General features: G+C 61.7%; 19 protein-coding genes. 11 read left to right on the forward strand and 8 right to left on the reverse strand.

What is annotated here, in order from left to right; translation table 11 throughout:
* Positions 1-267: 267 nt before the first annotated feature.
* Together E2F43_RS07305 and E2F43_RS07310 are read left to right on the forward strand one after the other, a co-directional pair.
* Positions 268-1,239: a hypothetical protein gene (locus E2F43_RS07305; RefSeq protein ID WP_165954228.1), complete on the forward strand. Its 972-nt coding sequence runs from the start codon at positions 268-270 to the stop codon at positions 1,237-1,239.
* A 2-nt stretch (positions 1,240-1,241) separates the two neighbouring features.
* Positions 1,242-2,318, forward strand: coding sequence for a hypothetical protein (locus E2F43_RS07310; RefSeq protein WP_133211230.1), 1,077 nt, complete (start codon positions 1,242-1,244; stop codon positions 2,316-2,318).
* A 39-nt stretch (positions 2,319-2,357) separates the two neighbouring features.
* Here E2F43_RS07310 and E2F43_RS07315 read toward each other — a convergent pair whose 3' ends face one another.
* Both E2F43_RS07315 and E2F43_RS07320 read right to left on the reverse strand, forming a co-directional pair.
* Positions 2,358-3,782, reverse strand: coding sequence for a spinster family MFS transporter (locus E2F43_RS07315; RefSeq protein WP_133211232.1), 1,425 nt, complete (start codon positions 3,780-3,782; stop codon positions 2,358-2,360).
* A 255-nt stretch (positions 3,783-4,037) separates the two neighbouring features.
* Positions 4,038-4,910, reverse strand: a complete 873-nt coding sequence (locus tag E2F43_RS07320) for a crotonase/enoyl-CoA hydratase family protein (RefSeq protein ID WP_133211234.1) — start codon at positions 4,908-4,910, stop codon at positions 4,038-4,040.
* Positions 4,911-5,203: 293 nt separating this feature from the next.
* On the opposite strand from E2F43_RS07320, the gene E2F43_RS07325 reads away from it, so the two are divergent.
* Complete coding sequence (locus tag E2F43_RS07325) at positions 5,204-6,775, forward strand: thymidine phosphorylase family protein (protein ID WP_133211236.1); 1,572 nt, start codon at positions 5,204-5,206, stop codon at positions 6,773-6,775.
* The gene (locus E2F43_RS07330; protein ID WP_133211238.1) at positions 6,775-7,668 is read left to right on the forward strand and encodes a ribose-phosphate diphosphokinase; all 894 of its coding nucleotides are present in this window, start codon (positions 6,775-6,777) and stop codon (positions 7,666-7,668) included. The genes E2F43_RS07325 and E2F43_RS07330 overlap by 1 nt, the downstream gene beginning before the upstream one ends.
* Positions 7,669-7,704: 36 nt before the next feature.
* Here E2F43_RS07330 and E2F43_RS07335 read toward each other — a convergent pair whose 3' ends face one another.
* Genes E2F43_RS07335 through E2F43_RS07350 form a run of 4 tightly spaced genes read right to left on the reverse strand, consistent with a single transcriptional unit; the run spans position 7,705 to position 12,731 of the window.
* The gene (locus tag E2F43_RS07335; RefSeq protein ID WP_133211240.1) at positions 7,705-8,898 is read right to left on the reverse strand and encodes an acetyl-CoA C-acyltransferase; all 1,194 of its coding nucleotides are present in this window, start codon (positions 8,896-8,898) and stop codon (positions 7,705-7,707) included.
* On the reverse strand, positions 8,895-10,127 hold the full coding sequence (locus E2F43_RS07340; RefSeq protein ID WP_133211242.1) for an acetyl-CoA acetyltransferase: 1,233 nt from the start codon (positions 10,125-10,127) through the stop codon (positions 8,895-8,897). The genes E2F43_RS07335 and E2F43_RS07340 overlap by 4 nt, the downstream gene beginning before the upstream one ends.
* Positions 10,124-11,800 (reverse strand): class I adenylate-forming enzyme family protein, encoded by a 1,677-nt coding sequence (locus E2F43_RS07345; RefSeq protein WP_133211244.1) that lies wholly within the window; start codon positions 11,798-11,800, stop codon positions 10,124-10,126. The genes E2F43_RS07340 and E2F43_RS07345 overlap by 4 nt, the downstream gene beginning before the upstream one ends.
* A 4-nt stretch (positions 11,801-11,804) precedes the next feature.
* A complete protein-coding gene (locus E2F43_RS07350; RefSeq protein WP_133211246.1) occupies positions 11,805-12,731 on the reverse strand; it encodes an NAD(P)H-dependent flavin oxidoreductase in 927 nt (308 codons plus the stop codon).
* A 284-nt stretch (positions 12,732-13,015) separates the two neighbouring features.
* On the opposite strand from E2F43_RS07350, the gene E2F43_RS07355 reads away from it, so the two are divergent.
* The 3 genes from E2F43_RS07355 (at position 13,016) to paaN (ending at position 17,295) form a co-directional block, all read left to right on the forward strand.
* A complete protein-coding gene (locus E2F43_RS07355) occupies positions 13,016-14,551 on the forward strand; it encodes a carotenoid oxygenase family protein (RefSeq protein WP_133211248.1) in 1,536 nt (511 codons plus the stop codon).
* A gap of 45 nt (positions 14,552-14,596) precedes the next feature.
* The gene (locus tag E2F43_RS07360) at positions 14,597-15,544 is read left to right on the forward strand and encodes a winged helix-turn-helix transcriptional regulator (RefSeq protein WP_133211250.1); all 948 of its coding nucleotides are present in this window, start codon (positions 14,597-14,599) and stop codon (positions 15,542-15,544) included.
* An 80-nt stretch (positions 15,545-15,624) separates the two neighbouring features.
* Positions 15,625-17,295: a phenylacetic acid degradation protein PaaN gene (paaN, locus tag E2F43_RS07365; protein ID WP_133211252.1), complete on the forward strand. Its 1,671-nt coding sequence runs from the start codon at positions 15,625-15,627 to the stop codon at positions 17,293-17,295.
* 57 nt (positions 17,296-17,352) lie between these two features.
* On the opposite strand, the gene E2F43_RS07370 is transcribed toward paaN, so the two are convergent.
* Positions 17,353-19,047: a tetratricopeptide repeat protein gene (locus E2F43_RS07370; protein ID WP_133211254.1), complete on the reverse strand. Its 1,695-nt coding sequence runs from the start codon at positions 19,045-19,047 to the stop codon at positions 17,353-17,355.
* Between the two features lie 433 nt (positions 19,048-19,480).
* Here E2F43_RS07370 and E2F43_RS07375 point away from each other — a divergent pair, with 433 nt between their 5' ends.
* The gene (locus E2F43_RS07375) at positions 19,481-20,401 is read left to right on the forward strand and encodes a VOC family protein (RefSeq protein ID WP_133211256.1); all 921 of its coding nucleotides are present in this window, start codon (positions 19,481-19,483) and stop codon (positions 20,399-20,401) included.
* Positions 20,401-20,586, forward strand: coding sequence for a hypothetical protein (locus tag E2F43_RS07380; protein ID WP_133211258.1), 186 nt, complete (start codon positions 20,401-20,403; stop codon positions 20,584-20,586). Before E2F43_RS07375 ends, E2F43_RS07380 begins: the two co-directional genes overlap by 1 nt.
* Before the next feature lie 64 nt (positions 20,587-20,650).
* Here E2F43_RS07380 and E2F43_RS07385 read toward each other — a convergent pair whose 3' ends face one another.
* Positions 20,651-21,067: a globin family protein gene (locus E2F43_RS07385; RefSeq protein ID WP_133211260.1), complete on the reverse strand. Its 417-nt coding sequence runs from the start codon at positions 21,065-21,067 to the stop codon at positions 20,651-20,653.
* A 625-nt stretch (positions 21,068-21,692) separates the two neighbouring features.
* Here E2F43_RS07385 and E2F43_RS07390 point away from each other — a divergent pair.
* Entirely contained in the window at positions 21,693-24,413 is a 2,721-nt protein-coding gene (locus E2F43_RS07390) for a cation-translocating P-type ATPase (protein WP_133211262.1), read from the forward strand.
* Between the two features lie 72 nt (positions 24,414-24,485).
* Positions 24,486-25,514, forward strand: a complete 1,029-nt coding sequence (locus E2F43_RS07395; RefSeq protein ID WP_133211264.1) for a histone deacetylase family protein — start codon at positions 24,486-24,488, stop codon at positions 25,512-25,514.
* Positions 25,515-25,524: the final 10 nt, after the last annotated feature.

The following is a 25,524-nucleotide window of genomic DNA, read 5'->3' on the forward strand; positions in this document are numbered from 1 at the left end:
AGTGCTTAATTGGTTAGTGTCGGAATTTCCGGTCCAGGTTCAATCCGGAAAATTTTTTTCCTGATTGAACCGGGTATGCGCAAAAAAGCCACTCACAGATAACAGCATAGACGGCGCACCGTACCGTGCAAATTCAGGCCAACCGTGGAGATACCTATGTGCCCAATTCTTGCTTACAGAATATCGCCTATCTTCCGGACCTTTCGGGGCCGCGCCCTGGCAGGCTGCCTGCTTCCTTTGTTGGTCGCCCTGTCCGCCTGCAGGATTGTGATACAGACACCGGAGCACGGCTACGTGGAGTCGGTCTCGGGTACCTATCGCTGCGACCCTGACAGCATCTGTGTCATCGATGTGGACGACACAAATTTTGACGAAATATTCCTGGCGCTGGCGACTGATGACAGTGTTGAGTTTTCCCACTGGCGACGAAAATTTCGCGGTGACGAGGACAACTATCTCTGCGGTCCCGGCACTGGGGAGTGTGCGCTGTCCACCACGGGATTCGGTGACTCCGAAATTCTGTTGGAGATCCTGGAGTCCGACCAGGAGTTTCTTCTTGAGCCGGTTTTCAGTCGCGACATTGAAACCGGGGGGACAGTTTTGTCCGAGTGCATGATCCCGAAGATGCCCACACCATCATCGGACTATGCGGCCTGGAACAACAACTGCAGCTTTCCTGTTAGCGTCAAATGGATCGACGCAGATTCCTGTGTGACCGGCTGTGGTTCCGGCGCGGGCAGATTCCAGCAGACTGATCCGGTGGGTTCCTTGACTGGAGACATCGCCTGGGCGGTATGCCCGCGTTCAGACGGCCCGCCACGAGACGCGGACGGTGGTGCATGGCAGGGGGGCGCCCAGTATACCTGTGATTCCAGTCCGGGCGTGCTGTTCAGTAGTCTCGGCAATCCACTATCAGCGTCCACCACCCTGAGTGAGATTCAAGCAAACATTTTCAACCGCTCCTGCGCCTTTTCCGGCTGTCATGCCGGCGCCAGTCCTGCGGCCGGACAGAATCTTTCTGAAGGGCGGTCGTTCTCCAACCTGGTCAACGTGCCCAGTTCGCAGAATTCGGCATTTATCCGCGTGCTACCGGGGGATCCGGACAACAGTCTGTTGATCCGCAAACTCGAAGGACCGGTGCCGTTTGGTTCACGGATGCCCCTGGGCAGACAGCCGCTCGATAGTGAAGCCATACAGTCCATACGCGACTGGATTAGCGCAGGCGCGCTGGACAATTGATCATGTGTTTACACCGGTCTCATGTACTGGCACTGGCAGCCTGCATATTCTGCGGGGGATTCGGCGAGCGGGTTGTTGCGGAGCCCTACATCGCCGTACGCAGTGGTCAGCCCTGCCATGCCTGCCACAGTAACAGTAGCGGCGGGGGTATGCGCAATACCTTTGGCTATGCCTATGGGCGGAACGTACTTTCGGTGCAGCCATTGTTGAAAGAGGAGCGGGAACCGGAGTGGAACGTTCTGGACGGTATCCGTCTCGGGGGAAATGCCCGGTACAGTGCGCGGCAGTTCGAATCGGATGAGGCGGACGGAAATCTCGAATTTGTAACGGACAGGGTAAGCCTTTACGGACAGGTCAGGCTCAATCGCGTCGTTGACTTCTATGTCGACCAGCAGGTGGCGCCGGGAGGGTCGTTGAACAGGGAGACCTGGGGGAGAGTGTCCGGGGAAAAGTGGTATTTCAAGGCGGGGAAATTTTTCCTGCCGTATGGGTGGCGGCTGGAGGATGACAGCGCCTATATACGGGAAGCCACCGGGATCAACTTCTTTTCACCGGATAACGGTCTGGAGGTCGGTTACACCGGAAGCCGTTGGCAGGCGCAGGTGTCCGTAACCAACGGCAACGGCGGAGGAGGCGAAAGAGATGACGGCAAGTTTTTCCTCGGACGCCTGAACTGGATAGGCCGATTTGGACAGTTGGGTATCAACGCGGGGCTGAACGACTTCGACGGCGGAGAACGCATGCTGGCAGGGATCACGGCGGGATTTAATACCGGACCGTTCACCTGGCTGGCAGAGTACGACCGTATCGAGGATGAGGTGGATGATTTTGCCGATGAAGAGCAGGACCTGGCACTGATCGAGAGCAACTGGTTGATTGTTCGCGGCCACAACCTCAAATTGACCCTGGAGTGGCAGGACTTCAAGCGCGGTGGTGACAGGAACCGCGCCAGCGTCGTCTGGGAATATTTTCCCTGGGCGCACACGCAGCTGCGCGCTGGTTACAGGGCCGAGCAAACAGATGGCCTGCCTTTCCCGGACGAGGATGAGTTCTTTGTGCAGGCCCACCTGTATTTCTAGATAGAGAGTTGCCCGCGGCAATCAAGTAGCCCCCGAGATTCAGTGCATCCGGCTGACCAGATCCCGTTGTAAGCCCCGGCACATCAACAGATATCCGGCTCCCGCCACACCCATGACCAGGATGGTCCAGCTGAGTGACTGGCGCAGTCCCCCTGCGCTCGCCGCGAGACATACCTGGGCTTTCGCCTCACCCAGTTGGGTGAGCAGGGCGCTCTCCGCACCCTTACAGGCCTGCAAACTGAGTTCCGCGGCGTGGGGCGATGCCTGCAACAGCGCATCCATCCGCAGGTCACTCAGAAGCCCCACCCACAGCGGCCCGAGGCCATAACCGATCAGGTTGACGATAAACAGGAACAGGGCCACGGCGGTAGCCCGGGCGCGGGTACTCGCCACGCCCTGGCAAATCGTGTACTGGGCGCCGAGGTAGCTGTAATGCAGTACCGAGGCGACAAGCAGCAGGCCCAGGGCGAGCCCCACGCTGTCGGCGGACAGGCCGAGGATGTACAGTGGCACGGCGGCCACCAGGCCGATGCCGGGCAGCCATGCGATCGCGTTGGGATGGCGCCCGCTGATGCGCTCGGTCAGGTAGCCGGCGGCAAAGGCGCCAAAGGATGCTGCCAGCCCCAGGGGCACGGCCACTTCCACGGCCACCTCGGCCACCGACATGCCGTGTACGCGCTGGAAAAATGCCGCCTGGAAGTTGATCATGCCATAACCCACAAAAGCGACCAGTGCAGCGGCGCCGACGTTCAACCAGAACGTCGGCTTGCTGGCGAGTTCCGCCACGGTCTCGCGAAATCCAAGGCGATCCACCTCGGGCGTGCCGGGCGGGTCGGCATAGCCACGCGGTGGCTCCCGGATCACGAACAGTACCGCGAGGCCGATAACGACCCCGGGCAGACCCAGCACGAGGAAGGCTTCCCGCCAGGAAAACATTTCTGCCACCGGACCGCCGAAGGCATTGGCCAGCACACCACCGATAGTGATCCCCATGGCATAGGTAGCCAGGGCCCTGGCGCGGCTGCGGGGAGGAAAGTAGTCGGCGATCAGGGAATTCGCCGGCGGGGTGCAACCGGCTTCACCGATACCCACACCGATGCGAAACACCAGGAGGGCGAGAAAACCATTCGCGATACCACAGAGAGCCGTCATGCCGGACCAGAGGATGACACTGACCGCGATAATCCGTACCCGGTTATAGTGCTCCGAAAGTCGCGCTATCGGGATGCCCATCAGTGTATACATCAGTGCAAAACCGAAGCCGGACAGCAGACCAAACTGCCAGTCCTGCAGCCGGAATTCCTCGATGATGGGCTGGGCGACGACACCAATCAGCACGCGATCGATAAAGTTCAGGGTGTATACGAGGGTGAGCGTATACAGCACGAAATTGCGATAGACGGGTGTTCCGAAGCCCTGTCCGGTGTAGGAGCCGGACGCCGCAGGGGCCTGCCTGGAAGCCATATTAGTCACCTTTCTTTTATAATTTTTTCACGGTATTCCGCGGTCCGGGCCATAACTGTCGCGCGGTTTTGCGCGCAAATGAAGTCTCCAGGTGGCACCGCCAGACAGTGTGAAGAAAACGGGCGGCTATGTCTATTGCGTTGCTCCAGGGCCGCGGTGGCGACAACTTAATACCCCTTCGGCTTGGACTCAATCCCGTGGCTATCGCTGCTTTCCGGTCGCTATATTGACGCGTCCTCCAGGATTATTCCGGGTCTACCACCAGGGGTAGAAAGCGGGCATGTCGCAGGACGTTTTATCGGTAAACTGCGGCGCACGTTTTTCCAGGAAAGCGGCGACGCCCTCCTTGCCGCTTTTCTGGCTGCAATAATAAATGGCCAGTGAATCGACCTTGTGGGCCTCCACGGGATGCGGCTGGGCGGCGTTGCGGTACATCATCTGGCGGGTCAGGGCGATGGCCACCGGACTGTGTCCGGCAATACGGCGGGCTATCCGGTAGGCTTCTTCCAGCAGCTGGTCCGCCGGTAACACTGCCTTGACGTAGCCACCGGCGAGGGCCTCTTCTGCGTCGAGGATGTCGCCCGTGTAACACCACTCCAGCGCCTGTGACATGCCGACGATACGCGGCAGGAACCAGGTGGAGCAGGCTTCAGGCGTGATGCCGATTTTATTGAATACAAAGCCGATGCGAGCGTGTTCCGATGCCAGGCGAATATCCATGGCGCAGGTCATGGTGGCGCCGATGCCGACCGCCGCACCGTTAATGGCGGCAATGACCGGTTTTCTGCAGTCATAGATCGCCAGGGTGACCCGTCCGCCGGTATCGCGCACACCCGCTATGATGTCGGGATCGTCGAGGCGTTGTTGCATGTCCTCCATGGTCGGCTGCAGCGCCTCGTCGAGGCCAAACACGTTGCCTTTTGCAGTCAGGTCCATGCCGGCGCAAAAGGCCCGGCCCGCGCCGGTCACAACGATTGCCCGGATGTCGTCATCGTCGCTGGCGCGGTTAAAAGCGTCGATCAGCTCGTTGGCCATCTCCACGGTAAAGGCGTTCAGGTGCTCGGGACGATCCAGGGTCAGGGTGAGTATGTCGTCAGCCACTTCGTAGCGCAGGGTGTTGTAGTTCATGATGGGTCTCACTGCCGGAAAAATTGTCGCCGGATACTATAGCCTCTGCGTTGCAAACATGACATATGCAGTCGCTGACAGTGCTCTTGCATGGAGCGAATTCGGGCACTGGGCTGCCGGGGGAGGTCGCCGCAGTGCCCGGCAATCAGGTTGCACGATAATCAGGGCGCCAACCATTCAGTGCAGTTGGCAGCGAACGCTTTACCTCCCGGCAGCGCGCCGCGGCGAACTGGCCGAAGCGGCCCGGGACAGTTAGACTCAAATCATCCTATTTATTCAGGCGCCACCGGACTATGGCAACGAAGCGAAACAAGCCGAAAAACGCCACTGGCACTGGTACCCTGAGGCTACGGCGGGTGGGTATCGATACCTACCACGAGAACGTCGCCTACCTGCACCGGCAGTGCGAAATCTACCGGGCAGAGGGTTTCCAGGCGCTGGCCAAGGTAGAAATTTGCGGTGAGAACGACCAGTACATCCTGGCGGTGCTGAACGTCGTCGATGACGAGGCACTGGTGGGATCCGATGAACTGGGGCTCTCGGAGGAGGCATTTGCCGCTCTGGGCCTCAACAGCGGAGCGCCGGTGCGTGTTCGTCACGCCGAGCCGCCCGCATCCATGGATGCGGTGCGACGCAAAATCGAGGGCGAACGCCTGGATGCGGGGGAATACCTCGCCATCACCCGGGATATCGCTGATCGCCGCTATGCCAAGATGGAAATCGCCGCCTTCCTCGTGGCTTCAGGGCAGACAGGACTGGATCGCGACGAGGTCATGAATCTCACCCGGGCCATGGTCGCCCAGGGCGACCGCCTGCAGTGGCCCGGTGACCTGGTGGCGGACAAGCATTGCGTCGGCGGATTGCCCGGGAACCGCACCTCCATGCTGGTGGTCCCCATAGTGGCGGCCCACGGCCTGCTGATCCCCAAAACCTCGAGCCGCGCCATTACCTCGCCGTCGGGAACCGCCGATACGATGGAGGTACTCGCCTCGGTCGAGTTGACACCCGAGCAACTCCATGCGGTTGTGCAACAGGAACGCGGTGCCCTGATCTGGGGAGGGACCGCCAACCTGGCCCCGGTCGACGACATCCTGATTTCCGTTGAACGCCCCCTCGGGCTCGATTACCAGGGCCAGATGGTGGCATCGATCCTGGCCAAGAAGATTGCGGCGGGATCAACTCACCTGGTTATCGATATTCCCGTCGGCAGAAGCGCAAAGGTCAGGCACATGCGTGACGCGCTGGCGCTGCGCAAGTTGTTCGAGTATGTGGCGGATTGCCTTGGCCTGTTCGTTCAGGTGATCGTCACGGATGGCCGGCAGCCCGTGGGCCGGGGCATTGGACCGGTGCTCGAGGCCCGCGATGTCATGCAGGTACTGAGAAACGATCCCGATGCCCCCGCTGACCTGCGCCAGAAAGCCTTGCGATTGGCCGGCCGTGTGATCGAGTTCGATCCAGACGTGCGTGGCGGTGACGGCTTCGACATAGCTCGCGACATCCTCGATTCAGGTCGCGCCCTGAAAAAAATGGAGCGCATCGTCGCGGCGCAGGGTGCGCAGCAACAGCGCTTCGAACCCGGGTCACTGGTCAGGGAGGTTAAAGCTGAGACCGCAGGCACAGTGATCGACATTGATAATTACCAGATGGCGCGCATCGCCCGCATGGCCGGCGCACCTATGGACAAGGGTGCCGGAGTCGACCTGCTGCGGAAGCTCGGCGACCGGGTGGAAAAAGGCGAAACGCTATATCGCGTGCATGCAAGTTTTCCGGCGGATTTTCGTTTTGCCGGCAACCTGGTTGACAGTGACAACGGGTACCAACTGGGCGCACCGGATCTGGTCCCGGAGATCTATGCGGAGTTCTGATGTTAGTACTGGGATTTACCGATTCGAACAAACAGGCTACCGAGCTGGCGGCGGCACTGGGTGTGCCCCATGCCGGTATCGAGGTGCATCGCTTTCCGGATGGAGAGAGCCGGGTATGCCTGCCGCCCCAGCTGCCTGAGCATGTCGTGCTCTTTCGCAGTCTCCACTACCCCAACGAGAAACTGCTGGAACTGATGCTCGCCACGGAGTCCGCACGGACGCTTGGCGCCCGTGAGGTGACACTCGTCGCCCCTTATCTGTGCTACATGCGTCAGGACAAGGCTTTTCATCCCGGTGAGGCGGTGAGCCAACGCATCGTCGGGCGCTTCCTGGCCGATCTCTTCGACACCCTGGTCACCGTGGATCCCCATCTTCACCGGGTGCATGACCTCGCACAGGCGGTGCCGGTGAAGCGGGCCTTCGCCCTGAGTGCCGCCCCTGCCATGGGCCAGTTTCTCACTGGGCGCAAAGCGGAGGCGCTGCTGGTTGGGCCGGACCAGGAATCTGAACAGTGGGTCAGTACCGTCGCCCGGGGTGCCGGGCTCGCTTACGCGGTGGCGAGCAAAACCAGGCACGGTGACCGTGAGGTGGACGTCAGACTGCCGCCACGGGATTACACCGACCTGCACGCGGTGCTGGTGGACGATATGGCGAGCACCGGTCGTACCCTGGCCGCAGCGGCAAGGGCGCTGCTGGATGCCGGCGCGGCACGGGTGGATGTCCTTGTGACTCACGCCCTGTTCGTTGGCGATGCTTTGGAGGTCCTGAGGGCGGCCGGTATCTCAGAGGTGTGGAGTTCGGATAGCATTCCCCATGCCAGCAATGCCTTCGCCCTCGCTGCGGACCTGGCCCGGAGCATCGCGCCCGGTCGCGGTGAGACCGTGTTTCCTTAACTACTCCCGGTGGCGAGGGGGAGTGATGAGGCCGCCTCAGCCGAGACGTTCGATGAGTATTGCGCTGCCGGTGCCGGCCGCGCCGGCGGCGGAGACGACGCCACGCTGCAGGTCCCGCCGTTCCAGCTCGTCCAGCAGTGTGCCCAGCATCATTGAGCCGGTGGCGCCCATGGGGTGTCCCAGGGCAATCACCCCGCCGTTGACGTTGTGCCTGTCCTCGGGAATATCGAGTTTGCGCATCCCCATCACCGAGATGGCAGCGAAGGCCTCGTGTATTTCGAACAGATCGATATCGGCGGTGCTGAGTTTTTCCTGAGCCAACAGGGCGCGAACCGCCTCCACGCAGCCCGAAAGCACTTGGGTGGGATCGGCAGCCACGCTATTACTGGCCACGATGCGTGCCCGTGGCGGGGTATCCAGGGCGTCCTCGGCGGCCACCAGTACCAGTGCCGCGCCATCGGCCATGGCCGGGGAGTTACCTGCGGTGTGAATGTGGCGGATGGCGGACAGGTTCCGGTGCCGTGCCAGTTGATAGTGGTCCACGCCCATGGCCCCGGCCTTGGCGAAGGCCGGTTCCATGGCGGCGAGTCCCGTTGCGGTGGTGTCCGGTCGAATACATTCATCCCGCGTACACTGGCTGCCGTCGCCGCGGGTGATCGGCACGATGGATGTGAAGTAACCCGCTTCGCGGGCCTGGGCAGCACGCTGCTGGCTGCTGGCGGCCAGGGCATCGGCCTGCTCGCGGCTGACGTCGTGCAGCGTTGCCACCAGGTCGGCACCGTTGCCCATCATCAGCATCTGGCAACGGGCGGCGAAGGCCGGGTCTTTGAACACCCGCGCGTCGTCCGCCAGCATCGGCACCCGCGACATCATTTCAACGCCACCACCGAGCGCCCTGTCGACCTGTCCCGCCTGTACTTTCAGCGCCGCCAGGGCGACGCTGTCGATGCCGGAGGAGCAGTAGCGATTGATGGTCATGCCCGGCACACTGCTGGGCCAGCCGGCGTACAGGGTCGAGCTTTTGGCAATATTGCCCGCCTGTTCGCCGTGCTGGGTGGCGCAGCCGAGAACGACCTCGCCGACACAGGCGGGATCCAGCCCGGTGCGTTCTACGAGCGCGTTGTAGAGCTGTTGCAGCAGGGCCTGGGGTGTCAGTTCATGCAGGCCGCCGGTGTCTTTGGCGCGGCCCCGGGGGGAGCGGATGGCGTCGTAGATAAAAGCGTCTCTCATGCGTCGACTCCGATAACCAGGCTGGCACAGGTGGTGGCGCTGCCGCCGAGATTGAAGGTGGCCATATTACGTGCCCCTTTAATCTGGCAGCCCCCGGCGTGGCCACTGACCTGCTGGGCACAGTCCAGTGCCATACGGACCCCGGTGGCTCCTACCGGGTGACCCAGGCCAATCAGTCCGCCGCTGGGGTTGATGGGAAAATCCCCGGTGGTCGCTATGCGGCCTTCCTCGACCGCTTTCCAGCTTTCCCCGGGCGCCGTCAGTCCGCTGTGATCTATGGCCATGTATTCGGTGACCGAAAAACAGTCGTGGGTTTCCAGGCCGTCGAGCTCGGTTACCGCGTTGAAGCCGGCCCTGCGCAGGGCATCGCCAAACATGTCAGCCACATGGGGAAACAGCAATGGCTGGCCTGCGCTGAGCTGTAGCTTGTGTTCCAGCGAAATCGGTGCGCAGCGATGTCCCCAGCCCTTTATCCGTGGAATATCCGCCAGCGAGAGGCCGCGGGCCCGGGCGTGCTCTCCGGCGATTTTTTCATCGGCGAGGATGATGCAGACGGCACCGTCGGTAATCTGGCCGCAGTCCAGCTTGCGGACCCGGCCCTCAATGACAGGGTTGAGTTCGTCGTCAGCGCTGAAGCAGCCCGGAGGAAACTGCCAGTCACGGGTCTGGGCGAGGGGATTGCGTTTGGCATTGGCGAAGTTGTTTTCGGCGATCTGCAGCAGGTGAGCGCCGTCGATGCCGTGACGTGCCTCGTATTCGCGGGTGATGCGGTCGAACATGGCCGGCCAGGGGAACTGGCAGTCGGTGGCCTCGTGACCGGTCCAGGCGGCTGCGCCCAGGTGCTCGGCACCGGTCTGGCCGCTGACGTTACGCATCAGCTCCAGCCCGACAACCGTGGCACAGCGATAGTGCCCCGCCTCGATATCGCGCATGGCGGCGAGTATGGCCATGGAACCGGAAGCGCAGGCAGCCTCGTGCCGGGAGGTGGGGATGCCGCAAAGCTGTGGGTAGACCTCGGCAAAAAAGCCGTTGAGCTGACCCTGCCGGGCGAACAGGTCGGCGACAAAATTGCCCACGTGGCCGACTTCAATCTGTTCCGGTTCAATACCCGCGTTGTCGATCCCTGCGCTTAGTGCTTCGCGGAACATATCGTAGATTTCCAGACCTTCGCGGGCCCAGTTGCGGGCGAAATCGGTTTGCGCCCCGCCCAGGATGTAAATGCCACTCATGAAGAAGGTTCCTTTTCGATCAGTGTTTGCAGCTCGCTGCGGACGACTTTGCCCAGGGGGTTGCGCGGCAGTGCGTTAAGGACTTTGATACGCTCGGGCAGTTTGAATTTGGCGACGCCCCGTTCCAGCAGCCACTGACCGAGCGCTTCCAGGGTTGGCGGCTCGGCTCCCGCTGCGGGCACCACGCAGGCGCAGATTTTTTCGCCCAGCATGGGATCGGCATAGGCGCAGACGGCCACTTCGGCCAGGTCCGGATGGCCCTCCAGCACGGTGTCCAGGTCGGCGGGAGAAATCTTCATCCCGCCGCGATTGATAATGTCCTTGCAGCGCCCCACGATACGGTAGTAGTTGGGGGGATCACCGGCAATCTCTACCAGGTCGCCGGTGCGGAACAGGCCGTCTTCGGTGAACACCCCGGTGCCGTCGTGGCCCAGGTAACCGTCGAAGACGGCGGGTCCGCTGATACACAGTTCGCCGGGGACGCCGGCCTCGGTAATCTCCCGGCCGGTGTCGGGGTCAATGACCCGGGTCACCGTGCTGGCGTGGGCCTGACCCTGCCAGGGCATGCCCGGTACACCAAGGCGCGGGAAGAGGGCGGCACGATATTCCGGTTCCGGCGCCGTGGCCGGGGTTGAGAACAGGCTGATGCCCTCGTTGGAGCCGTAAAAGTTGATGATGCTCTTGCCGTAATCCCCCTCCACCGTCTCGATCATTGCCGGGGACAGGGGCACAGAACCGGAGCCGAAAGCGCGCAGCGAACTGAAGTCGCCCTGTTGCCACAGCGCGGGCTGGTGGGCGAGATGGTTGAGCAGGGCCGGCGGCGCGATGGTAAAGGTGGCTCCTTCGTCCTGCAGTTGTTGCAGGTAAAGCGGCGGGTCCATGGGGTGGTGAAGTACGAGGCTGGCTCCCAGCAGGGCCGACGGAAACAGGAAGCCACCGATGGCGGCCATATTGATCAGCGGGAAGGGCGCCAGCAGAATCTCGCCCTCCCGGTAGTCGCCGGCTTCCATGGTGTTACGGGCGATGGCTATCCACATGTTGTGGGAGCGCGGCACGCCCTTGGGCGCGCCCGTGGTGCCAGAGGTCCAGCAAATGGTGACGATATCGTTGGCATCCGGGGGGTGGCGGCTCTGCTGATCGCTAAGCCGCTCCCGGTCAAATTCCGCCGCCGGGTCCCCGGCGCCAATCGTTTCGCCGAGTATCCATACGGGCAGGTCAGGGAGCGTTTCGGCGGCACGGGCGCAGAGCTTGTCTCCGCGAAAATCGGCCAGGCCGATAAAGGCGACCGGGCTCAGCGCGGCGGCGAATTGCTGTATCTCGTGGGGGGCGTACTGTACCGGGATGGGGGAGATAATGGCGCCGATCCGGCTGCAGGCGTAATACAGAGCCACCAGTTCGCTGATATTGGGCAACTGCACCAGCAATCGGTCACCCGACCTGACCCCGCAGCCGAGCAGTTCACTGGCCAGTCGGCCGCTGAAGTGTTGCAGGGTGCTGAAATCCAGACGCCGGGGGGGGATCCCGCAAAGCTCCGCCTTATTGGGCGGGTCGGCGACGGCGAGTCTGTCGCCGTGGGATTCGGCGCAACCGGCCAGCAGGCTGTGCAGGGTGTCGTGACCCCAGAACCCTCGCTCGGTCATTTCACGGATACGTTCAGGGGAGCTGGTTCTCATTGCGTTATTCCTCGCAGGCTGCCCTATATTCGTTTACCAGCCGATCGACCAGCTCAGCGACCGGCAGGATGTCATCAATGGCGCCGGCACCCTGGCCAGCTGCCCACACGTCACGCCAGCGTTTGCGGTCACCGACGGAACGGGTGATATCGATATCGCCGGGCCGGGGCATGTTCTGTGGGTCATAACCAGCCTGTTCAAGACTGCCGCGCAACCAGTTTGCCTTGACCCCGGTCAGGGCGTCGGAGCAGATGATGTCCTCGCTACTGGAGGCGAGGAGCATCTGCTTGTATTCGGCCACGGCCATGCTTTCGTCGGTGGCGATAAATCGCGTACCGAGATAGGCGTAGGTGGCTCCCAGCACCTTTGCTGCTCGCACCGCCCGGCCCGAGGAAATACCGCCGCCGAGCACAATGGGACCGTCCCAGAAACGGCGCACTTCTTCGACGAAGGCAAAACCGGAGAGTTGCCCGGTGTGGCCACCGGCGCCGGCGGCCACCAGGACCAGTCCGTCCACACCGGCGGCGATGGCCTTGCGGGCAAAGGAGACGGTGATAACGTCAGCATAGAGGCTGCCGCCATAGCTGTGCGCCGCCTCCACGGCATCCCGGGGGCTGCCCAGGGCAGAGATGACGATGGGGGCGCGGTATTTAACTGCCAGCGCCAGGTCCTCGTCGCGGCGGGCGTTGGAGCGGTGCATCATCAGGTTGATGGCCCAGGGGGCGTCTGCTGCCGGGTCCAGCTCGCCGCTTATACGCTGCAGCCACTGCTCCAACTGTGCCACGGTGCGGGCATTGAGGGAGGGGAAGCTGCCCACCATGCCCGACTTGCAGGCGGCAATGACCATGTCCGGGCCCGATTGCAGGAACATCGGCGCCTGGAAGGCGGGAATGCGCAGTCGCGACAGGGAGTAATCGGCAGTAGCTGTCATGGGTTGGTTCCTTGCCCGGGTATCCGCCACTGCGGAGACGTGGCGGCAGGTCGGTGCTCAACCGCCACAACGGTGTGACTGCCGCCCGGGCGAGAGCAGCAATGGCGGAAAACCAGCGAGGGTGGGTTCTGGAATACGCATCGAGTTTCTTGGCTCTGTTGCTTTCACAAATAGACTATATGGGTTAGTCTTGTTACGCAAGCATGTAACAGGACTATCAGGGCGAAGTGCCTGAAGACCCATCCCTGTGGGTCGCCAGGCCGCCAACCATGGGAGAACCAGCTATGCAGCCCCTGAGTCGCATGACCGAATACCCCTCTGTCGAGCAGTGCCTGGGTCGCGTTGCCGAGTTCGATAACACCCAGCCGTGGATTTATGGCCACGACAATCCCTACCTGCACGGGGTGTATGCACCGGTGAGCACCGAGATGGATGTGGGGGAACTGCAGGTGGAAGGCGAGCTGCCCCTGGACCTGTGCGGTGCCTACTTTCGCAATGGCCCCAACCCGCGCTTTGAGCCGAAGAACCGCTATCACCCGTTCGATGGCGACGGCATGATGCACGGCGTTTATTTTCACCAGGGCAGGGCCCGCTACCGCAATCGCTATGTCGATACGCTGGCGCGCAATAACGAGTTGCGTGACGGGCGCTCGATATCCCCCGGGGTGATGGGACCCTTCGACTACGAACTGTCCCCCTTTGGTATCAAGGACACCTCCAATACCGATGTGTTTTTTTACGACGGCTCCCTGATGAGCCTGTGGTATAACGCCGGCCATCCTTACAGGGTGGACGCTCACGACCTGGGTACCCGCGGCTATTTTGAGTTACAGGGTCGTGACAAGCGGCGCATGTCGGCCCACTCCAAGGTGGATGTTCACACCGGGGAGCTGCTGTTTTTCGACTATGGCAACGAGCCTCCCTACATGACCTACGGTGTCGCCGACGCCAGTGGCCGGATGTTGCACGAAGTCGCTATCGACCTGCCCGGACCGCGCCTGCCCCACGATATCGGCGTGAGCCGCAATTACACGGTGTTGCACGATCTGCCCTTCTTTCATGACATGGACATACTGCGCCGTCACGGTTATCGGGTGCTGACATTCCATCGCGATATCCCGATTCGTTTCGGGGTGATTCCGCGCCACGGGGCGGGCAGCGAGGTGCGCTGGTTCGAGTGTGAGCCGGGCTACATCCTGCACACCAGCAATTGCTGGGAGGAGGACGAGTGGCTGGTCATGGACGGCTGTCGCTCCACCAACCCGATGCCGGATTCACAGCCCGGGGAGGGCGAGCTTGCCTCGATGCTGGCCTATATGCGCCTGGAGGCCAATAATTATCGCTGGGCCTTCAACCTGCGCACCGGTGAGGTTCGCGAGGGCGATATCGATGACCTCAATACCGAATTCAACAAGACCAACCCGCTCTATATGGGTATCAAGGGCCGTTACGCCTATCACCAGCGCATTCCCCTGCACCACGAAGGCGGTTACACCCTGCGCTTTACCGGGCTGGTCAAGTACGACAACGAGACCGGCCGCCGCTGGCAGTGGGACTACGGTCCCGGCGTATTCGGCAGCGAGGCGGTGTATGCGCCGCGTCGCGGCGCCACGGCCAAGGACCGGGAAGACGATGGCTACGTCATCACCCTGGTGACCGACAGTAAGGATTGGCAGTCACACTGCCTGGTGTTTGACGCCACTGATATCGAAGTGGGACCTGTCGCCCGGGTGTGCATGCCGCAGCGGGTTCCCTTCGGGTTTCACGCTACCTGGGCGCGAGGAGAAGACCTCTATCCCGGTCGCCGGCATGAATTATGAGCCGGCTTTGGGCACAATGGCCCCTTGCGATAGCCCGGTGGTGGTATGACTGAACTGACAACCCGCGCCAGCTCGATTAATCGGGCGCTAGACCAGATAGGGGACAAATGGTGCCTGCTGATTCTGCAGGAGGTATTCTGGGGGGTGAATTCCTTCGGCGGCCTGCTGCAGGAAACCGGTATTTCCCGCGGGGTGCTGTCCAACCGCCTGAAGTGGCTGCAGGATCACGACTGCCTGCGACGGCGCGGCAGCACGCGGTATCCGCGCTACCACCTGACGCGCAAGTCGGTAGACCTTTACCACAACGCCCTGATGGCGGTGGTGTGGGAAGACCGTCACTTCGATACCCCTGAAATCCAGGCGGTAAGGCTGGTGCACCGTAACTGCGGTAAGTCCTTTGTACCGCTAATGGTTTGTGGTTGTTGTCAGCAGGCTGTGGATGGGCGCGAGGTGAGTTACCTGCCCGGCCCCGGCGCGCAGCAGGACGTGCGCGGGAAAAAAGTGCGCCGGCGCTCGTCGGTGTCCGCGCATGAGGTCCCCAGCGAGCGGCAGGTCTACCGCAACCTCATTAACCTGGTGGGCGATCGCTGGACAGCCAACCTTATCGCGCTGGCCTTCCACGACCTCCACCGCTTTGATGAATTTCACCGGGAACTGCCGGTGGCCACCAATATCCTGTCGGACCGCATGCGCTTCCTGGTGGAGGAGGGCATATTCGAAACGCGACCGTACCAGCAGCGTCCGCTGCGTCACGCCTATCACCTGACCGGGAAGGGTTGGGATCTGTTCCCCTGGTTTCTCACCTTGCTGCATTGGGGTGACCGCTGGTGCGACCCGACTGGTGCCGGTCCGCCGATGAAGCTGATCCATGCGACCTGCAAGCAGCCATTGCATGGCCAGGTGGTCTGCGATCAATGCGACGACGAAGTGCGCCCCGACGAGGTGGGCTTTTCCATTCACAATGTGGCTGAGTACTCGGCGACAGGCTCCTGACAACCGATAATGCCAACGCCATCCATAACAAGGCTGCGCCGCGCCGTCATCCCGCCCCTGTGACTGATGGGTAATTGCCGATGACTGACTGGTTCTCTGAACACCGCCCCCTCCTGGATAAAGCCCTGGATGCCTGCGCCAGGCGTTACTCATGGAGCGGTTGGCCGGAAAACCCCAGTACCAAAATTCACGGTGAGGAAAAGCCCGCCGCCGGCCGTGCCGACTTCGAGGCGATGCTGGCAAACGAGTTTGTATTGTCCCAGCCGGGGGCGTGCGGTTGGGTGGGTGAGGAAGTATCGCCCTACACCGGGCAGGCTCTGGGTGTTCGCTACGAGCAACTCGATCCAGCGGCACTGTTTGCAGCCATCGCCGAGGGTCGCCCGGCCTGGGCTGCCGCCACCCCGCAGCAGCGGGTGGGGGTGTGCCTGGAGATGCTGCACCGCTGCGGCGAGCAACTGTTCGCCAATGCCCATGCCACCATGCACACTTCGGGTCAGTCCTATGTGATGGCCTTTGCCGGCAGCGGGGCCAACGCCCTGGACCGCGGGCTGGAAGCGCTGGCCTATGCCTACAAGGCGATGGCCGATGTGCCGGCCACGGCCCGTTGGGAGCGCAGCTTCGGTGGCGATGGCGCCGCCTGCCTCGACAAGCACTACCGGCTGGTGCCGCGGGGCGTTTCTGTCGTTATCTGCTGTGCCACCTTTCCCCTGTGGAATACCTACCCGGCCCTGTGCGCGTCACTGGCAACGGGGAACCCGGTGGTGCTCAAGCCGCACCCCGCCGCTACGCTGCCGGTGGCGATGGTGGCCAGGGTGTGCCGCGAGGTGCTGGCCGAGGCGGGGTTTGATCCCAATCTGGTGACCCTGGCGGCGGACAGTCGCGAAGTACCGCTGGCCCTGGCGCTGGTGGAGCACCCGGACACTGCGATTATCGATTTCACCGGCAGCCCGCGTTTTGGCAGCTACCTCGAGCAGAACTTTTCCGGCAAACAGGTGTATACCGAAACCGCCGGCTGCAACTCGGTGGTGCTGGAGTCCACTGACGACCTGGCGGCCACCGCCCGGGCCATCGCCCATTCCCTGTGCCAGGCCTCGGCGCAGATGTGCACCAGTGTGCAGAATATTCATGTGCCCGCCGATGGCGTCCGGGTTGGCGGTGAACGAGTGTCACTGACAGAGGTCCAGGGTGCAATTTGCGAGGCGGTGGACGGCTGGCTGGCGGAGCCCCGGCGGTCGGCGACGCTCTGCGGTACCCTGTTCGATCCCTCGGTTAGCCAGAATGTCGCCCGCTATCGCGAGTTGGCCGGCGACCGCATCCTCAGGGATTCCGCACCTCTCCACTATGCAGAGTTTCCTGATGCGCGCACCGCTTCGCCGCTGGTGATTGCGGCGACAAACAGCGATCGTGAACTCTACCGTAAAGAGGTGTTTGGTCCCGTGTCCTTCATCATTGCCAACGACTCGGCGGAGCAATGCCTGGCCGATGCCACCGCCAACGCCCGGGAGTGCGGGGCCATTACCTCTCATGTGTATTCGGTAGACGAGGCTTTTATCGACGCGGCAGTGGAGGCCTATCACGGGGCCGGTGCTTCAGTGGCGGTGAACCTGCACGGGATGCCGATCAACTTCGCCGCGGCCTATTCGGATTACCATGTCACCGGGCTCAACCCCGCGGGTAACGCCTGCCTGGCCGACCTGGCTTTTGTGACCTCGCGATTCCGCATCGTACAGAGCAAAGTCATGCGCCGCTGATCGTTGCCGTCTGGCGACGATGGCATGGGTTTGAGGTTGTTTTCTAATGATGTCCAGTCAGTCCAGATCCGGCCATGACTCCCGCACCGGCATGCGTCGGTAAGCCTCCAGCAAACCCAGCTTCTCCACCAGCGGCTCCCAGCGGGGGTCGTTGTGCAGGCTCCGCAGCGTTTCCGTTGACAGCAGCTCGTCGGTAAGCCCGGGGTCTCGCCGTCGCACCGCGGTTTCCAGCCACTTGAAGGCGGAGTCGGCTTCTCCCGCTGCGGCAAAAATTTCGGCGATCTGGAAGGCACCGTCTTCGCCATTCGCGGCAATAAACCGGGCGAGTTTGGCCTCGCATTCTTCGGAGCGGCGGTGTTGGTAGGCAATCAACAGCCAGTTGAAGTCGGTCCAGAAGTGGATATTCGCTGTCCGCTGCTCCTGCAGGGCCTCGTCCACCTCGCCGCGGGCGGCCTGGATCCGGCACAGGAAGCAGAAGGCGTTGTGATGATTGGCGTTCAGGGCCATCAGCGAATGAAAGGCCGCCTCTGATTCGTCCAGCTTTCCCAGGTAGTAGAGCGCGCGGGCCCGGTCACTGCGTGCGTCCTGGTTGAGGGGGTCAAGGGCAATGGCCTGGTCACAGAACGCGACAGAATCCTCCAGCCGCCCCTCGCTGCGCGCCAGGCGCGCTTCTGCCACGTAGACATCGCTGTTGTCGGGGGCGAGTGCCCTGGCTCTTTCCAGGTCGCTGTGCGCGCCCGCCCAGTCCCATTCGTAATAACTCCTGAGCTGGCTCTGGCTGATCCAGCCCCCGGCGTGTTCGGAATCCAGCTCCAGGGCGCGCTCGAGCGCCTTGCGACTGGCTGCAACACCTTCTTCCCAGCCGGCCTGGGCCGAGCCACCGCGCAGGGCGTAGACCAATGACAACAGTGCCCATGCCGGTGCGTAGTCAGGATCGATGTCCACTGCCTGCTCGAGGTAATCCATTGCCTGGTTGAGCGAGTCAGGGGTGCGCTGGCGCTTACAGTGCAGCGCCTGCAGATAAAGATTATAAGCCTCGGAACTGGTCTCCCGGGCTACCGGGATTTTGTCCAGCAGCTGAGGCTTGAGCGATTCGACCACCGCCCGGGCGATTTCATCCTGGATGGCAAAGACGTTTGCCATGGAACGATCGTAGTTTTCCGACCACAGGTGATAGCCGTCCTGCGCCTTTATCAGCTGGGCGGTGATGCGCAGCTGATCGCCGGCCTTGCGCACGCTGCCTTCCAGAACATGCCTGACCCGCAGCTTCTCTGCTATCTCGCGAATATCCTCCTGCCTGCCCTTGAAGGAAAAGGCCGATGTACGCGAGGCGACATGCAGGCCCGGCACCTTGGCCAGCAGGTTGAGCAACTCCTCGGTCAGGCCGTCGGAAAAGTATTCCTGGTCACGGTCGGGTGACATATCCGCAAAAGGCAGGACGGCAATGGACTGCCCGGGGATTTCTACGGCCAGTTCTGCCGGTAGACCGGTAATTTCGGCCAGGGTCTGCTCCTCATCGGCACTGTCGCGCTGCACCCCGTCGGGTGTCAGTTCGAATGCCCAGGCCAGCACGATAGCAATCGGGAAGCCCAGAGCGAGCACAATGATCAGCGCCTGCAGAATCCATTCGGGGGCAGTGAAGCTCTCCAGCAGAAACTCCGCTGCCTGGGCGACAATCCATCCGGTCACCACATAGGCTGCGGCGACTTTGAAAACGTGGCGGCGCTTGAGCTCGGTGAAAAAGGTTGCCATCTGATCTTCCGTCCGTTGAAGAGCTGACTATAGCACTACCCGAACGAAAACGACCCCCTTCCCATATTTGGGGTCAGAGTAAAAACTCAGCGTTGGGACAGTCTGTTCACTCTGGCTCCACGTAATTTTTGGTAATTTTTGGGGTCATAATTTTTGGGGTCAGAGTAAAAACTCAATTTGGAATCAGAATGAATGGAATGTCCGAGCGCTGAGTTTTTACTCTGACCCCAAATTTACTCGCCGACTGAATTCACCGGCGAGTGCGATCGCCAGCCCCGACGACACCGGGGACTGTGTTTTGTGATAGCAGGAAGCTACACTGTTACCGCCCAACCCTGGCTGCTGAAGTGGCGGATTGACGCACCTATCAACCACCAGCAGGCACCAGCTGTCGGGAGCCTGATCTCGGGACCAGCACTTGCGGAGCTATCTTATGAAAGCATTGAAACTTGTACTGCTAGCCAGCGCTGTTGTCGCGCTAACGGTGGCCTGCGCTGCCACCCGGGTTGATATCCCGTCACTGGCTGCCGATGAAGAGGGCGCCGACCTGCCGGGTAAATTTGTCTGGCATGACCTGATTACCGATACGCCGGCGCAAACACGCGAATTTTACCGGCAGTTATTTGGCTGGGAGTTTCGCCCGCTTCCCGGTGGGGTCAACTATGAGATGATTTATCACCGCGGCACCGCGATTGGCGGTATGGTCGACCAGACCCGGCTGCCCGCGCAGGTAGATATTTCCCAGTGGGTTGCCGTGCTGGCTGTGGCGGATGTGACAGCAGCGACTGAGTATTTTCGTACCCGGGGCGGTACTGTTTTCACGCCGCCTACCTCACTCGGCGAACGAGGCCGTATAGCCGTCGTTGCAGATCCCCAGCAGGCGGTGCTGGCGCTGTTGCAGACCGATGGGCGTGACCCGGGAGACACAGAGGCTCCGGAGGGCGCAGGCAACTTCCTGTGGAACGAGTTGTGGACGGCTGATGCGGCCAGTGCAAGCGGTTTTTACGCCGGCCTGGCGCCCTATCAACAGGAAACCCGGGCCATGCAGATTGGCACGCAAACCGTCGATTACCACCTGCTCGAATCTGCCGGTCGCCCGCGGGCAGGGATCCGCAACAAACCGATACCGGAACTGCCGTCGCACTGGGTCAGTTATGTCAGCGTAGACAATCAGAGTGCCCTCGAGCAGATCCTTTCCCGCGTTGAACAACTGGGCGGTCGGGTACTGGTACCGGCAACCGGGCGTTTGCAGGGTGGCGGGTCGGTGGCATTGATCGCCGGACCCTCAGGCGCCGGTATTGCATTACAGACATGGCCGCAGCAGACGGTGAGCGTCGCCGGGGAGGCCTGGTAATGAAACAAACGCTGCTACGCTATTGTCTGGCCGCCGCCCTGGCTTGCCTGACGGCGAGCCTGAGCGGCTGCTCAGATCCGAATATTTACGGGAGCATCGGTATCTCCAGCGGCTACGGCGGTTATTACGGTGGCCACGGACCGCATGTGAGGACCAGCATCTCCATTGGCGGGCGCATACGCTAAATCGCGACGCACACGCCTGCATGAGAGTTCGCCGCGCCACATGGCAGGTATCCTGGTCCCGCAATCAGGCGGCGACGTCCCGGCTGGCCTCGATCATCACATCAGCCAGGGTGGTGTAGGCGATGGTCCACGCTTCTTCCACCTCTTCGGTGAAGGCGTCTCCGAGCCCCTGGCCCAGGGTCCACAACAGGGCAGCGCCCACCGTGTCGTAGTCATCTTCCTTTACGCCGTAGCCAACGTGGCGCTGGCCAAGTTGCTGAACGGCGGGGACGATGGTGTCCAGTCGATCCAGTGACGCCACTGCGGTATTGAGCATGGACATCAGCATCTTGCCCTGTGACTTCATATCGCCCTTGAACAGGGCCTTGTATTTCGGCTCGAGTTCGAACAGCCTGCCGTAGAAAAGCGCCGCCGCCTGTTGCGATATCGGGGCGACCTGTGCCCAACTGCTCTTTACCAGGCTGATTTGCTGAGGTGTCATTTCATTCTCCTGTCTGCGAATTGAGCTCGGTGCCGGTGGTGAATCTTGGCGTGTAATCTACCGCCACTTCACTACCGGCGACGCGATCACGTTGTTTTACCACTGCCTGATCCACGTATTGTTCCTGACAAAACCCAAAAAAGGCACCCTCTCTACCCCGGGCCAGGCCGCGGGGGAGAGGGCGCCAGTGCCCTGGATGGTAACTTTACAGCTGTAACAGCCCGCGCTTTAGCAGCGCGGGTACTCAGCTAGCAGCATGATTCGTGCCATGTTCACAATCCCCCGGAAACAGTGACTTTGTCGCCCACGGGAAGCCCGCTGGGTGGCTCTTTTCGAAGCGCTTGCACTACCCGGGTGCCAAAAACATTCCATTTTGGCGCGGGGAGGGCACTCGATAACGGGATTGTGGTGCTGCGCGATAGGAGGGAGAGACCGGTTTGTCAGCAGGCCTCGGCAATCTGTGGCAAGTCCGGGCTTGAAAGGCGGCAGGGTTTTGCTGCCTGCTTGCTGGAGAATTCTCTGGCCGAGAGAAGCCTGCTGTAATCGCCGCTCTCTTGATCTGGTGCATTTGTGTTGTAACAGCCATCGGATAATCTGCATCTGCGAATGAATCAGGGAAGCGAAGATGAGCAGGACATGGTACGGGCTGCAGACGGACGCGGTAATGGATGCGCTTGAGACTGGCCCGCAGGGCCTTCAGCAGGACATGGCAAGCGAGCGCCTGCAAGAATACGGTGCCAATGAAATAGCATTCAGGAAGACCCCGGCCTGGGTGCGATTCCTGCGCCAGTTCAACGATCCCATGGTGATTATTCTGCTGGTCACGGCCCTGGTCACCGGCATTTTGACCGCCTTGGGCAGCCATATGCTGCCGGACACCATCGTGATTGCCAGCGTCGTCCTGCTCAACGCCATTCTGGGCTTTGTCCAGGAAGGCAAGGCAGAGGGCGCCCTGGAAGCACTGCGAAACATGATGGTCCAGGAGGCACTGGTGGTGAGAGCCGGCGACCAGCGGCGCATCCCGGCGCGGGAACTGGTGCCCGGTGACCTGGTGGTGCTGGAGGGCGGAGACAAGATTCCCGCCGATGTACGCTTCATCGAAGTCGCCAACATCCACGTGGATGAATCGTCTCTCACCGGCGAGTCGGTGCCGGTGCAGAAGAAAGTGGAAGCTATTGCGGGTGAAGACCTGGTGCCGGGAGACCAGGCCAATATGGGATTCTCCGGCACCTATCTCACCCAGGGAACCGCCCGTGCGATAGTGGTGGAAACCGGCAGGAACACGGTTTTCGGACGGATCGCCGACATGGTGAAAGCGGCCGACAGCGGGATGACGCCCCTGCAGCGTAAAATGCAGGAGTTTGTTCACACCCTGATTATCGCCATCCTGGTGGTGGGTGCTTTCAACTTTGCCTATGGCATTTACCTGGGCTATGACACCGCTTACAGCTTCCTCGGCGCAGTGTCGCTGGTGGTGGCGGCTATCCCGGAAATGTTGCCTGCGCTGGTGACTTCAATTCTGGCCCTGTCGGGGATGGTGATGGCCGGGCGCAAGGCACTGATCCGCAAGTTGCCTGCGGCGGAGACCCTGGGGGCGACCTCGGTTATCTGCTCCGACAAGACCGGCACCCTGACCGAAAACCGTATGACCGTGAGTCGCGTCTACGCCGGGGCTGAAATCTATGGGGTTACCGGTACCGGCTACGACATTGAAGGCGAGTTTCTCATCGAGGGCCAGCCCGTGTCACCCGCGGAGCGCCCTGCGCTGATGCAACTGCTGGCCTGCGGCTTTTATTGCAACAATGCCCACCTCAGTGGCGAAGGCGGGACCGGTGACCCCACCGAACTCGCCCTGCGCATCTCCGGCGCCAAAGCGGAACTGGTGGTAGACGGTGAGCGGCGGCTGGAAGAGATTCCCTTTGACTCCTCTGCCAAGTACATGGCGGTACTGGTGGAGAGGGACGGCAGGCATCAGGTACTGGTAAAAGGCGCGCCGGAGGTGGTGATCGGGATGTGCTGTAGCCGCCTTGCCACCGACGGCAGCAGCGTGGCACTGGAGCAGGAGCAGGCACTTGCCACGGCCAGGCTGTTCGCCGGGGACGCCCTGCGCACCCTGGGGTTTGCCTTCAGGGAACTGCCCGCCAGCCAGCAGGACCTGCGTCACGAGGATCTTACCGATCTCTGCTTTCTGGGGCTGCAGGGTATGATCGACCCGCCCAAGCGTTCGGCGATCGAGGCGGTGGCCGCCTGCAAGGGCGCCGGCATCCGCACAGTCATGATTACCGGGGATCACCCGGCCACGGCCCAGGCGGTGGCCGCACAACTGGGAATCGATGCCGGTCGGGTGCTTACCGGTGCCGAGCTCAATCCCCTGACCGAGAGCGAGCTGGAAGATGCGGCAGCAACGGTGTCGGTATTTGCCCGGGTCGCACCGGAACACAAGAAAGCCATTGCCGAGGCCCTGCAGGCGCGAGGACTGGTAGTGGCCATGACCGGCGACGGGGTCAATGACGCCCCGGCGTTGAAGGCGGCCGATATCGGCGTGGCCATGGGCATCAGCGGTACCGAGGTGGCCAAGGAGTCCGCGGACATGGTGCTGGCGGACGACAACTTCGCTACCATTGTGGCGGCGGTGGAGGAGGGCCGTCACGCCTGGAACAACCTGCAGAAGGCCATTCTTTATACCCTGCCCACCAACGCGGCCCAGGCCCTGCTGATCATGGGAGCGATTCTCGTGGCGGCTTTCATCCCCCTGTTCGCCGAACGTTTCGTGCTGGAGCCGGTGCAGATCCTGTGGATCAACCTGCTGGATTCCGTGCTGCTGACCATGCCGCTGATGATGGAGTCCAAGGAAAAGGGACTGCTGGACGCGCCGCCGCGTGAGCCCGGGGCGCATATCATCAATGCCCTGTTTATGCAGCGTCTGGTGCTGATGGGGCTGGCCATTTCGGTACCCGGTTTCCTGATTTACTATCACTTTGGTGCCGCTGCGATCGCGGCGGACGGGACAGTGGATACTCTGCTGCTGACCCAGGCCCAGACCGCAGCTTTCTGGGCAATTCTGCTCGCCCACTTCGGCTATGTGATTTCGGCGCGGTCGGTGTACGCCTCCGCCTTCAGCTTCAGCCCGTTTTCAAATCGCTGGCTGTTGGCGGGTATTGCCCTGAGCATAGGTATTCGCCTGATTCCCACCCTGGTGCCTTCGGCGGCGGCGCTGTTCCGGACCGCGCCCTTCCCGGCCGAGTGGTGGCCGCTGATACTGCTGTGCTTCCTGCCCAGTTTTACCGCCATCGAACTGGACAAGTTGTGCCGCAGGCGGTTTGGCAGGGGGGGGCACTCACGTTGATATCGGGGCGTTCCCCTGCGAACATCGACCTGGCCTGTTGGGGCACCAGTACGCCAACCAGTGAGATGAAAAATGCTAACGGTTTACAGTGAAAAACACGCACTGCACAATCCCCGGGGCGAGCTCTGCGGCGGCGAACTGGTCGTCCCCTTTGAGTGCCCGGCCAGGGTCGAACACATTTTGCAACGGGTCAAAAAGGTTGCTTTGGGCGACATCATCGCACCGGGTAATTTCGGTATCGAGGCGGTGGCCCGTGTTCATGATCCGGCTTATGTCCGCTTCCTCGAATCCTGCTGGCGCCAGTGGTCCGCTGCCGGGTACCGGGGGGACGCCATTGCCACGGTATGGCCGGCACGGGGTATGCAGCAGCGTATTCCAGAGCATATCGAGGGCAAGCTGGGCTACTATGCGCTGGCCTGTGAAACCGCCATTACCCGTGGCACCTGGGAGGCGGCCCGTGCCAGTGTGGATGTGGCGCTCACCGCCCAGGCGGCGCTGCGCGATGGAGAGCGGGCGGCCTTTGCTCTGTGTCGCCCGCCCGGTCATCACGCGGCCGCGGACCTGTTCGGAGGCTATTGCTTCATCAATAACGCCGCCGTCGCCACTCAGGCCTTTATCGACCAGGGGGCTGAACGAGTCGCCCTGCTCGATGTCGATTTTCATCACGGTAACGGCAGCCAGGCGGTTTTCTACGATCGTTCGGACATCATGTTTCTTTCCCTGCACGGCGACCCCAAATACGCATTCCCGCACTTTCTGGGCTACGCCGACGAAACCGGCTGTGGGGCTGGCGAAGGCTACAATCACAACTACCCGATGGGGCCCGGCACCTGTTTCAGCACCTGGGGCGAGGCGCTGGCCGATGCCTGCCGTAACATTCGCAATTACGCGCCGGATGCACTGGTCGTCTCCCTGGGTGTCGATACCTTCGAGCACGACCCGATCTCCTTCTTCAGGCTGACCAGCGAGGATTTCAGGCGCTACGGTGCGACCATTGCAAGGCTGGATCTGCCCACCCTTTTTGTCATGGAAGGTGGTTATGCCGTCGATGAAATCGGCATCAATGCGGTGAACGTCCTCGAGGGATACGAGGGGCGATGACGCCAGCTGT

It is taken from the genome of Seongchinamella unica, from assembly GCF_004354085.1.
GTDB classification, from domain to species: domain Bacteria; phylum Pseudomonadota; class Gammaproteobacteria; order Pseudomonadales; family Halieaceae; genus Halioglobus; species Halioglobus unicus.